Source organism: Erythrobacter sp. KY5 (assembly GCF_003264115.1).
Lineage (GTDB): Bacteria > Pseudomonadota > Alphaproteobacteria > Sphingomonadales > Sphingomonadaceae > Erythrobacter.
In genome coordinates this window covers 1,185,372-1,198,556 of sequence record NZ_CP021912.1, presented here as the reverse complement: position 1 = coordinate 1,198,556, position 13,185 = coordinate 1,185,372, and the positions used below count along the sequence as shown (strand labels likewise).

At 60.9% G+C, this 13,185-nt stretch carries 12 protein-coding genes; 5 read left to right on the top strand and 7 right to left on the bottom strand.

Features of this window, described 5'->3' with window-relative positions:
- The first annotated feature begins 62 nt into the window (after positions 1-62).
- The 4 genes from CD351_RS05720 to CD351_RS05705 all read left to right on the top strand — a co-directional run bounded on the left by CD351_RS05720 (position 63) and on the right by CD351_RS05705 (position 7,506).
- Positions 63-2,912 (top strand): pitrilysin family protein, encoded by a 2,850-nt coding sequence (locus CD351_RS05720; protein ID WP_111991707.1) that lies wholly within the window; start codon positions 63-65, stop codon positions 2,910-2,912.
- A 178-nt stretch (positions 2,913-3,090) separates the two neighbouring features.
- Entirely contained in the window at positions 3,091-3,393 is a 303-nt protein-coding gene (locus CD351_RS05715) for a hypothetical protein (RefSeq protein WP_111991706.1), read from the top strand.
- A 169-nt stretch (positions 3,394-3,562) separates the two neighbouring features.
- Positions 3,563-4,942 (top strand): NAD-dependent succinate-semialdehyde dehydrogenase, encoded by a 1,380-nt coding sequence (locus CD351_RS05710; RefSeq protein WP_111991705.1) that lies wholly within the window; start codon positions 3,563-3,565, stop codon positions 4,940-4,942.
- A gap of 197 nt (positions 4,943-5,139) precedes the next feature.
- Positions 5,140-7,506: a TonB-dependent receptor gene (locus CD351_RS05705; protein WP_111991704.1), complete on the top strand. Its 2,367-nt coding sequence runs from the start codon at positions 5,140-5,142 to the stop codon at positions 7,504-7,506.
- 28 nt (positions 7,507-7,534) lie between these two features.
- Here CD351_RS05705 and CD351_RS16015 read toward each other — a convergent pair whose 3' ends face one another.
- Positions 7,535-7,666, bottom strand: coding sequence for a hypothetical protein (locus tag CD351_RS16015; protein WP_255413045.1), 132 nt, complete (start codon positions 7,664-7,666; stop codon positions 7,535-7,537).
- Between the two features lie 84 nt (positions 7,667-7,750).
- Here CD351_RS16015 and CD351_RS15680 point away from each other — a divergent pair, with 84 nt between their 5' ends.
- Positions 7,751-8,455, top strand: coding sequence for a hypothetical protein (locus tag CD351_RS15680; RefSeq protein WP_162627626.1), 705 nt, complete (start codon positions 7,751-7,753; stop codon positions 8,453-8,455).
- A gap of 43 nt (positions 8,456-8,498) precedes the next feature.
- Here CD351_RS15680 and gatB read toward each other — a convergent pair whose 3' ends face one another.
- The 6 genes from gatB to rpsU all read right to left on the bottom strand — a co-directional run bounded on the left by gatB (position 8,499) and on the right by rpsU (position 12,989).
- Positions 8,499-9,995: an Asp-tRNA(Asn)/Glu-tRNA(Gln) amidotransferase subunit GatB gene (gatB, locus tag CD351_RS05700; protein ID WP_111991703.1), complete on the bottom strand. Its 1,497-nt coding sequence runs from the start codon at positions 9,993-9,995 to the stop codon at positions 8,499-8,501.
- Positions 9,988-10,152 (bottom strand): glutamyl-tRNA amidotransferase, encoded by a 165-nt coding sequence (locus CD351_RS05695; protein WP_234027246.1) that lies wholly within the window; start codon positions 10,150-10,152, stop codon positions 9,988-9,990. Before CD351_RS05695 ends, gatB begins: the two co-directional genes overlap by 8 nt.
- Positions 10,149-11,630, bottom strand: coding sequence for an Asp-tRNA(Asn)/Glu-tRNA(Gln) amidotransferase subunit GatA (gatA, locus tag CD351_RS05690; RefSeq protein WP_111991701.1), 1,482 nt, complete (start codon positions 11,628-11,630; stop codon positions 10,149-10,151). The genes CD351_RS05695 and gatA overlap by 4 nt, the downstream gene beginning before the upstream one ends.
- A gap of 16 nt (positions 11,631-11,646) precedes the next feature.
- Positions 11,647-11,949, bottom strand: a complete 303-nt coding sequence (gene gatC, locus CD351_RS05685) for an Asp-tRNA(Asn)/Glu-tRNA(Gln) amidotransferase subunit GatC (RefSeq protein ID WP_111991700.1) — start codon at positions 11,947-11,949, stop codon at positions 11,647-11,649.
- 40 nt (positions 11,950-11,989) lie between these two features.
- A complete protein-coding gene (locus tag CD351_RS05680) occupies positions 11,990-12,592 on the bottom strand; it encodes an FKBP-type peptidyl-prolyl cis-trans isomerase (protein ID WP_111991699.1) in 603 nt (200 codons plus the stop codon).
- A gap of 190 nt (positions 12,593-12,782) precedes the next feature.
- On the bottom strand, positions 12,783-12,989 hold the full coding sequence (gene rpsU, locus CD351_RS05675; protein WP_034952298.1) for a 30S ribosomal protein S21: 207 nt from the start codon (positions 12,987-12,989) through the stop codon (positions 12,783-12,785).
- Between the last annotated feature and the right edge of the window lie 196 nt (positions 12,990-13,185).

The window sequence follows — 13,185 nt, the reverse complement described above, 5'->3', positions numbered from 1 at the left end:
TTCGCGGCGCACAACCGCGCGCGTGTCACAACTGGAAGAGACCTGATTAGGGGAGCACATCAATGAATATCCGTTTTGCAGCCGCAAGTCTTGCGGCGCTAAGCGTCGCGATCGCGGCACCAATTACTCCGGCCATGGCCGAAGCGCACATGGATGCGAGCGAAGCCAGCGCCGGCGACCTCGAAGAACTCGTTTCGCAAGTCCAGATTCCGTATGAGGAATTCCAGCTCGAAAACGGCCTCACCGTCATCGTGCACGAAGACCGCAAGGCGCCGATCGTCGGCGTTGCCGTGTGGTACAATGTCGGCTCGAAGGACGAACCCGAAGGCAAGACCGGCTTTGCCCACCTGTTCGAACACCTGATGTTCAACGGTTCGGAAAACGCGCCGAACGACTATTTCCAGTATCTGCAGGAAATGGGCGCGACCGATTACAACGGCACCACCAATTTCGACCGCACCAACTATTTCCAGACCGTGCCGCGCCCCGCGCTTGAGCGCGCGCTGTGGCTGGAAAGCGACCGCATGGGCTATCTGCTCGGCGCGGTGACGCAAGGCAAGCTCGATAACCAGCGCGGCGTCGTGCAGAACGAAAAGCGTCAGGGCGATAACCAGCCCGGCGGTCTCGTCTTCTACGAAATTCTCGAAACCATCTTCCCGGATGGCCACCCGTACCAGCACTCGGTGATCGGCTCGATGGCCGACCTCGATGCAGCTTCGATGGACGATGTGCGCAGCTGGTTCCGCGACAAGTACGGCCCCAACAACGCGACCCTCGTGCTCGCCGGCGACATCGACGCCGCCGAAGCGCGCCCGCTGGTCGAAAAGTGGTTCGGCCCGATCGCTCGCGGCCCGGTCAACACGCCCGCAGCTGCCGATATCCCGACGCTCAGCGAGCCGGTGCGAACCGTCATGCGCGATCAGGTCGCAGCGACCTCGATCAGCATGTACTGGCCCGCTCCGGGCATTACGAGTGAAGACCTAACCGCGCTCAATGTCGGCACGCAGGTTCTCGGCGGTCTCTTGTCGAGCCGCCTCGACGAAGTGCTTGTTCGCGACGAACAGCTTGCCGTCGGCGTCTCGGCTGGCAATTTCGACTTCCAGCGCGTCGGCCTCATCAGCGTCGGCGCAACGCTCAAGGATGGCGTCGAGCTTTCGGCGCTCGAAGCGCGCCTCAAGCAGCTCGTCGCTCAATTCATCGTCGAAGGCCCGACCGAAGACGAAGTGCGCCGCGCGGCGACTTCCAACCTTGCAGGCACGATCCGCGGCCTCGAACAGGTCGGCGGTTTTGGCGGCAAGGCGGTTGCCCTTGCCCGCGGTGAGGTGCTTGCCGACAATCCCGGCTTCGCCGTTGAACAGCTCGGCCTTCTCGCCTCGATCACGCCTGCCGACGTGCAGGCCGCGATGCAGAAATGGATGACCAAGCCCGCTTTCACCCTGATCCTCGAACCGGGTGAGCGCGATGCCGAATACGAAGAGGCAGCCAGCGTCGCCGCCGAAGCGAACACATCCGAGCGCGACCGCGCTTCTGAAGAGCTGACCGTTTCGATGGAACGTCCGGCCCCGGCGATCGACAGCGTGCCTTCGCTCGACTTCCCGGACCTGATGCGCACCACGCTCGCCAACGGCATGGAACTTACCTACGCGCAGCGCGACGCTGTCCCGGCAACTTACGTGACCTTGTCGTTCAACGCAGGCAGCGCGGCTGACCCTGCGACCATGCGCGGGCTCGAAGGGCTGACGCTTGGCCTGTTCGACGAAGGCACGGCGAGCATGACCAGCCAGCAGATCGCCGAAGAGCGCGAGCGGCTGGGCGTCAACATCTCGACCGGTGGCGGCGATGACCGTTCGACCTTCACGCTTTCGGCGCTGTCGGCCAACCTTGCCCCGTCGCTCGACCTGTTCGCCTCGATCATTCGTGAGCCTGCTTTCAACGAAAGCGATCTGAACCGCGTGAAGGCGCAGACCGTCACCGGCATCCGTGCGCAGATGCGTTCGCCTGGCGGCATCGCCCAGCGCGCTCTGGGCGTCGAGCTTTACGGCGAGGACACGCCCTATGGCGGCGTCACCACGATCGAGAGCATTCAGGCCCTCACGCGCGAGGACCTCGTCAGCTTCCAGTACAACTGGATCAGGCCTGACAACGGTGAAGTTTTCGTGGTGTCGAGCCTGCCGATGGCAGAAGTGGTCGAACAGCTTAACGCCGCGTTCGGCGACTGGAGCCCGCCAGCCACGCCCAAGGGTGAAAAAGACTTCTCCACCCTTCCCGATGCGAGCGAGGGCGGACGGATTGTGCTGATCAATCGTCCAAACTCACCGCAGAGCTTTATCCTTGGGGCGCAGATCACGCCGCTGGATGGGAGCGATCCGGCCTATATCGACTTCACCAACGCCAACAACTCGCTGGGCGGCAACTTCCTCGCGCGTCTCAACATGAACCTGCGTGAGACGAAGGGCTGGTCCTACGGTGTTCGCGGCGGGCCGCAGACGCGTGAAAACGCGGTGGTCTACGCGATCTCGGGCGGCGTTCAGGCCGACCGTACAGGCGATTCGGTTGCGGAGATGATCCGCGAAACCGAAGAATTCCTGACCACCAATGGCGTCACCGATGAAGAGCTTGCCCGCAATGTTGCAAGCGAGATCGGCGAACTTCCGGGCCGCTTCGAAACTTCGGGCGCGGTGCTGAGCGCAATGCAGAGCAACGCGCTCTATGGCCGTCCGGACGATTATTACGAAGGGCTTGTCGCCAAATACACGGCGCAGACCACCGACAGCCTCAATGCGGCTGCACGCGCCGCGTTGAACGCTGGCAACTTCGTATGGATCGTGGTTGGCGACGCCGAAGTGGTCGCGCCGCAGCTCGAACAGCTCGGGCTTCCGGTCGAAACACGCGAGATGGAAGGCACCGAATAAGCGCCGACGCTACGGCTTTGAAGGATTAGGGGTGCGGGGCCTTGGAAACGAGGCTCCGCACCCCTTTTTTGTGCGCTCGATAGTGGTTGAACACGGCAAGCTGACGTGTAAAACGGCGCACAACGCCGCCCGGCCACGAGGGTCCGGTGGCCGTGATTTTCAATTGGGAGACAAATCGATGTCTGAAGTTTCCGGTTCCTACGCAACCACCGTCAAAAGCCCCATGGGCGACCAGTCGGGCACCTTTACCGTTGTCGACAATGGCGATGGCACTTTCTCGGGCAACATGGCCGGTGGCATGGGCTCGATGGATGTCGAAGACGGCAAGATCGACGGCAACACCCTCACCTGGAAAATGAACATGACCGTGCCGATGCCGATGACGCTCGACTGCGAAGCGACCGTCGAAGGCGGCAAGCTTGCTGGCAACGTCAATGCTGGCGCATTCGGCGCGATGCCGCTGACGGGCGAAAAGCAGTAAGCTGACCGCTTACCAGCTCGCAATCAGATTGCAGAAAGGCCGTCGGGGTTAGCGCCCCGGCGGCCTTTTTCGTGCCGCGCGTCAAAGCCATTTAAAAAGCATTTGGGAACGAAGCCCGTCTGCCGCTCATTACCCTTTCGAACCCCAAATTCCCCCCGAAAGGCCCCTGATGAGCAGTATCAAGACGATCAATCCCGCCACTGGCGAAACCCTCGAAGAATATCAGCAGATGTCGCGCGAAGAGGCCTGCGCGAAGGTCGACGCATGCCACGAGGCGTTCGAGAGCTGGAAACTTAAAAGCCTCGAGGAGCGCGCCGACGTGCTGCGTGCACTGGCCAAGGCGCTGCGCGACAACAAGGAAGAGCTCGCCCAGCTGATGACCGACGAGGTCGGCAAGCTGATCGGCGACAGCCGCGATGAAGTCGAACTGTGCGCCTCGATCTGCGACTATACCGCAGAGCACGGCCCCAGCGAACTCGCCGACGAACAGCGCGACCCGAGCAATGCAGGCCGCGGTATCGTCACCTATTCACCGATCGGCGTTGTCTATGGCATCCAGCCGTGGAACTTCCCTGCCTATCAGGTGATCCGCTACGCAATCGCCAACCTTATGACCGGCAACGGTGTGATCTTGAAGCACGCGTCCAACTGCACCGGCAGCGGGCTCAAGATCGCGGAGATTTTCGAGAAGGGTGGCCTGCCCCAAAACCTCTTCACCGTGCTCGTCATCGACCACGACACCTCCGATGCGATCATTGCGCATGACAAGGTGCGCGGCGTGACGCTGACCGGATCGGACGGCGGCGGAAAGCATGTCGCGGAGGAAGCGGGCAAGGTCTTGAAGCCGCTCGTGCTGGAGCTGGGTTCAAACGATGCCTATCTCGTCTTCGAAGACGCCGATATCGACAAGGCAGCCGAAGTGTGTGCCCGCGCGCGCCTCTACAATAATGGCCAGACCTGCATCAATGGAAAGCGCTTCATCGTGACCGACGCCGTCTATGACGAGTTCGTCGAGAAATTCGTCGACCGGTTCAAGGCGATCAAGATCGGCGACCCCAATTCCGATGACAGCGACATGGGTCCGATGGCTCGCACCGACCTTCGCGAAGACGTTCAGGGACAGGTCGAAAAGTCGGTCGAAAACGGCGCGACAATCGCTTGTGGCGGTGAAATCCCCGATGGCCCCGGCGCATATTATCCCGCGACCGTCCTCACCGATGTCGCCCCCGGCCAGCCCGCTTATGATGACGAAATCTTCGGACCCGTCGCCAGCGTGATCCGCGCCAAGGATGATGAAGACGCGATGCGCCTTGCCAATGACAGCCGTTACGGCCTTGGCGGCGGCATCCTGTCACGCGACACGGACCGCGCGATCAAGATGGCAAAGAAGCATTTCGACACCGGCATGATCTTCATCAACACCTATGGCGTTGCCGACCCCTCCATGCCGTTCGGCGGAGTGAAGAATTCAGGCTATGGCCGCGAACATGGCGGCTTTGGCGTCAAGGAATTTGCCAATATCAAGTCGATCTTCGTCGGCGCAGCCTAACTGCTGTTGAAGTATGGGATCAGGGCCGCCGGGAGCGTGATGCTTCCGGCGGCCTTTTTGTTGCTGCAACGCAACAATGATCGCCATTTCCGGCCGGGTCATCGAACTGCAACCATGCGGCCTTTGGTGTGTCACACGGTGCGCATAGCGCCCTGCAAGTACCTTTCTTACCCTTCACAAAAGGCACTTGCATCCTGATGAACACTTCACTCCTGCGCGGCGCATTGCTCGCCTCAATCGCTCTTCCCCTTACCCCGGCCCTCGCCCAGTCCGGCCCCGACAGCGAGAGCGAGGAAAGCGGCCAGTCCGGCAACACCATCATCGTCACCGCGCAAAAGGTCGAACAGCGCGCGCTCGACGTGCCGATCACGATCTCGGCCACCAGTGGTGAGCGGATCGAGGAGCTTGGCATCACCGACCTTGACGAGCTTTCGAACTACGTCCCCGGTCTGCTGATTCAGGAGCAAAGCGCCAACAATCCCGGCGTCGTCATTCGCGGCATCACCTCGGACAGTGGCTCCTCGCAGCAGGGCCCGCGCGTCACGCTTTATTACAACGGCGTCGACATCTCGCGTTCGCGCGGTTCGTATCAGGCAATCTACGATCTTGAGCGTGTCGAGGTGATCAAGGGCCCGCAGGCAACCTTGTTCGGCACCGCATCGGCCGTGGGCGCGATCAGCCTTGTGTCGGCCCGCCCGCGCGAGGGGTTCTCGGGTGAGATCACCGGCGGATACGGCAATTTCGACCAGACGCTGCTCGGCGGTTTCATCAATGCAGGCTCGGACGTGCTCGCAGGGCGCGTCGCTTTCGAATGGCGCACCCGTGACGGATTTGTGGAGAATCTCAATCCCAATCAGGAAGAAGAGCTCTACGCGCAGGACCAGCTCGGCGTGCGCGCTTCGCTTCGCTACACCCCGACACCAGACCTCACCGTCGATCTGATCGGCACTTACGATCAGCAGAGGAATGGCGGCACGCCGTTCCTCTCGGGCACTTTCCCCGCATTTGCCGGGGCACCGGGCGGTGCGGACAACGCGTTCGAGGATGCGAACCTCGGCGGCAATCCGGCTGGCGCGGCGGCACTGGGCGATGACCAGCTCGGCCTCAACCGCGAGGTCTACGACCTCAACCTCACCGCTGAATATGCGTTCGGCGACGACTGGACCTTCACCACCGTCAACGGGTACCGCGAATTCGACAGCCGCGAGGTTTTCGACGCGGACGGGTCGGCTGCTCCTTTCCTCGAATTCACCGAAATCGCCGATGGCTGGCAGATCAGTCACGAAGGCCGCTTCACCTATTCGGGCCAGCAACTGCGTGCGAGCGCGGGCTGGAACCTGTTCATCGAGGAAGGCGTCCAGAACGTCCCCTTTGCAACCGAAGAGGGCACTTACCTGCAATGCCTGACCTCGCTGTTCGGCGCGCCGCTCATTCCGGGCATCCCTTGCGTCGGCCCGGATGGCAGCGTCCCGGCGAGCGCGGTGACGGGCCTTGCGACGATGGGCGCGGTGAACGCCATTCCGTACTCATCGGTGTTTGAAAACCAGGGCCGCAACGAGGCTTACTCGGTCTTTGCCGACATCACCTGGTTCGTGAACGACGCGCTTGAACTCACCGCTGGTGCGCGCTTCATCGACGAATATCGCCGCTCGGGCTTTTTTGCCGACATCCCGAATTCAGTGCTTTCCGGCGCGCCGCTCATTCCGGGCCAGATCGACACGAACGGCCAGACCTTCATCGCCGACGAGAGCTTTCAGGCGGTGCTGCCGCGCTTCAACGCGCTCTATCGCATCACCGATGACGTGAACGTGTTCGCCACCATCTCGCAAGGTCGCCGCTCGCCGGTCGTGCAGCTCAACGCCGCACGCGACGCGGTCGGCAATGTGATTCCGAACCCGAACATCATCGCAGAAGAGACCGTCTGGAACTACGAAGGCGGGCTCAAATTCGCGACCGGTGCGGTCTCAGGCTCGCTGGGCGTCTATTACCAGATCTATGACGACTTCCAGGTTTCGATCGCGCAGGTCGATGCCGACGGCAACCCGACCGGCGCCTTCGAAACCGCCAGCGCGGGCAGCGCGAGCAACCTCGGTGTCGAGGCCGAGCTTGCCGTCGATCTCACCGACTGGTTCCAGGCCTTCGGCAATTTCGGCTATATCGACGGCGGCATCGACGAAGACGGCGCGTTCTCGCCCGCCTTCAGCGGCGCGCGCTTCCGCCTCCAGCCCGAATTTCAGGCATCGGGCGGGTTCAGCGTAAATTACGAGTTTGGCAACGGCATGCGTTTCTTCGCAACGCCCAGCGTCACGCATCGCAGCCGCATCTTCTTCGAGGTGCCCAACAACCCGCTGATCTCGCAGGACAGCGTGACGCTGGTCAACGCGCGCGCAGGCCTCAGCTTTGCCGATGAGCGCTACGAAATCGCCGGCTTCATCCGCAACGCCTTTGACGAGGATTACCTGCTCGATGCGGGCAATACGGGCGGCGCGTTCGGTGTGCCGACCTTCATCCCGGCAGAGCCGCGATTCTACGGCATCCAGCTGACCGCGCGCTTCGGCGACTGAAGACGAATTGAGTGGGCGCGCGCAGTGTTCAGCGGCCCGCGCCCACCCACTCGAACTTCATTAGCAGCGTACGCTGGCTGGACGAGAAGTTGTCATCGCTGACGATGTAGAGGAAGGTTCGGCCCGCCAAAACGGTGGGCTTCAACTGAACTGCAGTCACGAAAAGCGCATTCGATAACCCGCTATTTTAATTTGACTTTCAAACTTAAGCCCATATCGCTGCTCGAGAAAACAGGAGGGTCTAATGAAAGTCTATTTTGCTACGCTGTGTATGCTCAGTATTGTCGGCTGCACAACAATCCAGACGAATTATGTTCCTGAGACCCGCCAAATCAGTTTCCCTCAAATCGGTTCAGAGCAAACCGCGTCGATTGGCGAAGAGATGGTAAAACAAGGCACCGCCACTACAACAAATGGAGCGGTGACGAATCGTGAGAACAATATTCGAGGAGTAGTGCTAAGTCCGGGATTCTATCCTCAGATTGGCGAAGATGAGAATTATATCTACACTACCTTCGGCGGTGCTGGCAGTCCTTCTGAGTTCGGACGAGTTATAACTACCGGAAATTTATTCGGCAGCAATGTCCTTCCGCAAAGTATACGTTTCGCCAAGAATAAGCAGGAAACATGCGCGGTTGGTCCAAGTACATATGGCATCACTAGTGCGAATTGCGATAGCGAGTTTTCGTACAGGTTTGAAAAGCGACCCATTGTTTCCGCGAACAATTTTCAGCAAACACTGATTTACAGTGGTAGAGTAGGGAACCGGATTAGAATTAGTTATCGCGAGTTTTCTGGAAGCACTGCGAGGCCTGCATTTTCAAACGAAGCGGAATACGATTTATCTGAATCAGAATTCATCGCCTATAGAGGCGCGAGGCTCCGTGTTTTGAATGCGAATAATGAGTCGATCACATACGTAGTGGAGTCGAACTTCAACACTCAATGAAGTATGAGAATCAGCTGGCTTTCAGAAACTTCGCGGAGAATTCCTAGCCCAGCTTGTCCTTGAGAATCTGGTTGACCACCGCCGGGTTCGCCTTGCCCTGCATCGCTTTCATCGTCTGGCCGACGAAGAAGCCGAAGAGCTTGTCTTTGCCGCCGCGATATTGTTCGACCTTGTCCTCGTTATTGGCGAGGATATCGTCAATGGCGGCCTCGATCGCGCCGGTATCGCTGACCTGCTTGAGGCCCTCGGTCTGGGCGATTTCGGCGGGTTCGCGGCCCTGTGTGAGCACGATCTCGAAAATTTCCTTGGCCTGACCGCCGCTGATCTCGCCCTTGTCCTGCATTGCGAGGATAGCGGCCTGACGCTCGGCGGTGGCGTGTTCGACATTGGCTTCGTCGCCGAGCGATTTGATAACGCCCGGCGCGACCGAAAGCGCCCAGTTCGCAACCTGCGTCGCAACCGTTTTTTCGTCCTTGCCCGTGGCGCTGGCCGTGGCCGAAAGCAGCGTTTCGAAGCGCGCAAAGGTTTCGACCTCGGCAGTCAGCTCGCGCGCGTTGTAAGGCGTGAGGCCAAGCTCGCTCTCATACCGCGTGCGCTTGGCATCGGGCAGTTCAGGGAGGGAAGCGCGACATTCTTCGAGGAAGTCGTCTTCCAGCACCAGCGGCAGCAGGTCGGGATCGGGGAAGTAGCGATAATCATGCGCGTCTTCCTTGGAACGCATCGTGCGCGTCGTGCCGGTCGCGACGTCGAATAGGCGCGTTTCCTGGTCAACCGTGCCGCCGCTTTCCAGCACATCGACCTGACGGTTCGCCTCATATTCGATGACCTGCATGACGAAGCGCACCGAGTTCACGTTCTTCGTCTCGGTCCGCGTGCCCAGTTCCTCGCCGACTTTGCGGACGGAAACGTTCACGTCGGCGCGCATAGAGCCTTCTTCCATGTTGCCATCGCACGATCCGACATAGCGCAGGATGGAGCGCAGCTTGCGCACATAGGCCCCGGCTTCGGCAGGCGAGCGCATGTCAGGGCGCGAGACGATTTCCATCAGCGCAACCCCCGAACGATTCAGATCGACATAGGACATGGTCGGGTGCTGATCGTGCATCAGCTTGCCCGCGTCCTGTTCAACGTGGATGCGTTCGATCCCGATGATCTTGTCTTCGGGAATGCCGGTCTTTTCGTCCGCTTCGATCAGCAACTGCCCCTCACCCACGAGCGGGTGGTAAAGCTGGCTGATCTGATAGCCCTGCGGCAGATCGGCGTAGAAGTAGTTCTTGCGGTCAAAGCGTGACCACTGGTTGATTTCGGCCTCAATCGCCATGCCGGTGCGCACCGCCTGACGGATGCACTCGCGGTTGGGCACGGGCAGCATTCCGGGCATGGCCGCATCGACGAGGCTCACCTGGCTGTTCGGCTCCGCGCCGAATTCGGTGTTGGCACCCGAAAACAGTTTCGACTTGGAAGTCACCTGCGCATGGACCTCAAGGCCAATCACGACCTCCCACTCGCCCGTTGCGCCCTGGATGCGATAGTCACTCATCGTTTGTCTCTTTGTCAGAAATCATCTTGCCATCAGGCCCGAACCGCGCCTCTCCGTGGTCGACATTCTTGCGCACCCAGTTCGCGACCATGAAGGTAAGCGGGACGGCGAGCATAATGCCGATCCCGGCCAGAATGAGCGGGAGATCGATGGTCACCACCACTTCTCCGGCGCATGATCGAAGCCTGCGCGCTGCTGGATCGCCAGCCCTGCATCGAGCACGGTCTGCTCGTCGAAGGGCTTGCCGACCAGTTGCAGGCCCAATGGCAGGCCGTCGGGGTTGAGCCCCGCAGGCACGCTCATGGCCGGAAGGCCAGCGAGCGATGCGGGAACGGCGAAGACGTCATTCAGATACATCGTCAGCGGGTCTTCGCTAAGGCTGCCAAGCGGGAAGCTCGCGGTCGGCGTCGTCGGCGCGAGGATCAGGTCGCATGTCGCAAATGCCTGCTCGAAATCGCGGGCAACCAGCGCGCGGACCTTCTGTGCCTGGTTGTAATAGGCGTCGTAGAACCCTGCGGAGAGCACGTACGTCCCGATCAGGATGCGGCGCTTGACCTCGTCGCCGAACCCTTCGGCGCGGGTGGCGGCGTACATGTCCTGGAGGCCTGCGCCCTCAGGCAGATCGCGAAGGCCGTAACGCACACCGTCATAACGCGCGAGGTTCGAGGACGCTTCGGCAGGCGCGATGATGTAGTAGGCGGGGAGCGCATATTTGGTGTGTGGCAGGGAGACATCGACGATCTCGGCGCCCGCATCCTTGAGCCACGCCTTGCCCTGCTCCCACGAGGCAAGGATCGCCTCGTCGGTGCCGTCCATGCGGTATTCGCGTGGGATGCCGACACGCTTGCCCTTTAGGTCTGCGCTGAGCGCGGCTTCCCAGTCGGGCACGTCCATCTTCAGGCTGGTCGCGTCCTTCGGGTCGAAGCCCGCCATGCTGCCCAGCATGATCGCGCAATCCTCTACACTGCGCGCCATCGGGCCTGCCTGGTCTAGAGACGACGCAAACGCCACCACGCCCCAGCGCGAGCAGCGGCCATAGGTGGGCTTGATCCCGCAGATGCCGGTGAAGGCCGCGGGCTGGCGGATCGAGCCGCCGGTGTCGGTGCCGGTTGCGGCAGGCGCGATGCGTGCGGCAACCGCGCTGGACGAACCGCCCGAAGAGCCACCCGGCGACATGGCTGCATTGGCCCCTTCCTTACGCCACGGCGAGGCGACATTGCCGAAGTACGACGTCTCGTTCGAGGAACCCATCGCGAACTGATCGAGGTTGAGCTTGCCCAGCATGCCCGCGCCCGCATTCCACAGGTTCTGCGAGACGGTGCTTTCGTACTGGGGCTTGAAGCCTTCGAGAATGTGGCTCGCGGCGGTGGTCTGCACGCCGTGCGTGGCAAACAGGTCCTTCATACCGATCGGCACGCCGCCCATTGCGCCCAGTTCCTCGCCCTTCGCGCGATTGGCATCCACTGCATCGGCAGCGGCGAGTGCGTGGTCGGGCGTGGTCACGATGAAGGCGTTGAGTTCAGCAGCGCTGGCGACCGCGGCGTTGAAGCTTTCAGCCACTTCGCGCGCGGTGAAGTCTCCGCCGGCAACACCGTCGCGGATGGCTTTGACGCCCAGTTTGGTCAGGTCAGTCATGTTTGTTCAGGTCAACCTATTCGATAACTTTTGGTACGCCGAAAAAGCCGTGCTCGGCAGCCGGTGCGTTGGCCAGCACTTCGTCGCGCTTGCCGCCGCCCGTTTTGGGATCGGCATCGACCACGTCGTCGCGAAGGCGCAGCGTGTTGGGGATGACAGCCGACATCGGCTCGACGCCCTCGACGTTCACTTCGCCCAGCTGTTCCACCCAATTGAGGATGCCGTTGAGTTCCGGCACCATGCGTTCGAGTTCTTCATCGCCCATCTTGATGCGCGCCAGTGACGCGATCTTGGCGACGGTTTGTTTATCAACCGACATCTGTGTTTTCCTCGGCGGGTTCAAATCACCCGGTTCAAGATTATTGCGGTGGTACTGCGCCCGGCACGTCCTGCGCCTGACCTTCCGGCGGGCCTCCGGGGCCGCCCTGCCCAAGACCGCCCTGCATAGCGCGTTGCAGGATGGTGAGGTTCCTGTCGAACACTTCGCGGCTCATGATGTCGACCACTTCGATCTCGAACACGAGGTCTGCGTTCGGCGGGATCGGCGCGCCGGGAGGCGGTTCTGCGCCATAGGCCATGTCGGACGGGATATAGAGTTCGTACTTGCCGCCCTTCTGCATCTGCTGAAGGCCCTGGTAGAAGCCTTCGATGGTGGAATCAGGCTCGACCGGGAACGGGCTGCCTTCGGGAAACACGCCTTCGATCGGGAGCGGGATGTCCTGCGATTCGTCGAACACTTCGCCGGTGGAGGCGAGCGAGCCTTTATACTTCACGAAGACCATGTCGCCCTGCTCAGGATTAGGTCCTTCGCCTGCGACCAGCGTGTCGATGCTGAACCCCTTGGGCACCGCTGCGAAAGCGAGGCCTGCGCCCACCAGCAGCGCGACGACAACGCCGAGCCAGATTTTGGTCAGCGAGCCCTTGGCAACGGGCTGAAGCGGTACGCGGGTAATTTCGGCCATTGATGATCCCTGAAGAAAGCAGGCGCCCCATAAGCAAAAGGGCGCGGAGACTGTCCGCGCCCTGATGGCTTATCCGGTGGCGGGTTTCAAGCGTTTCGCGCTTGTTTTCGGCTCGGCCCTTCCGGGCGCAAAACCGGTTCCCGCTTTGGCTGAAGGGCATCGGCACAAAGCCGTTGCCCCTCGCGACATCTTACTTGATGCCGTCGCGCTCCATACGCTTACGCTCAAGCTTGCGTGCACGGCGAACGGCAGCAGCCTTTTCACGGGCGCGCTTTTCGCTCGGCTTTTCGTAGTGCCGACGCAGCTTCATCTCGCGATATACACCTTCACGCTGCAGCTTCTTCTTGAGCGCACGAAGGGCCTGATCGACGTTGTTATCGCGAACGATGATTTGCATAAACGACTATTACCTCATTTCAAAAAGCGCCTGAGCCCGCCGTTTGCCTTGCGGGAGTGCGCGTAAATTTGACGCTGGAAACGGCGCGAATCCTTGCAGGTTCACGCGAAAACTGAGGCGCACATAACGCCGCGTGGTGAAAATGGCAAGGCTCAGAGTGCTTTCACTGTGGCGGCGCGGCAACCTTCCCGCTAAT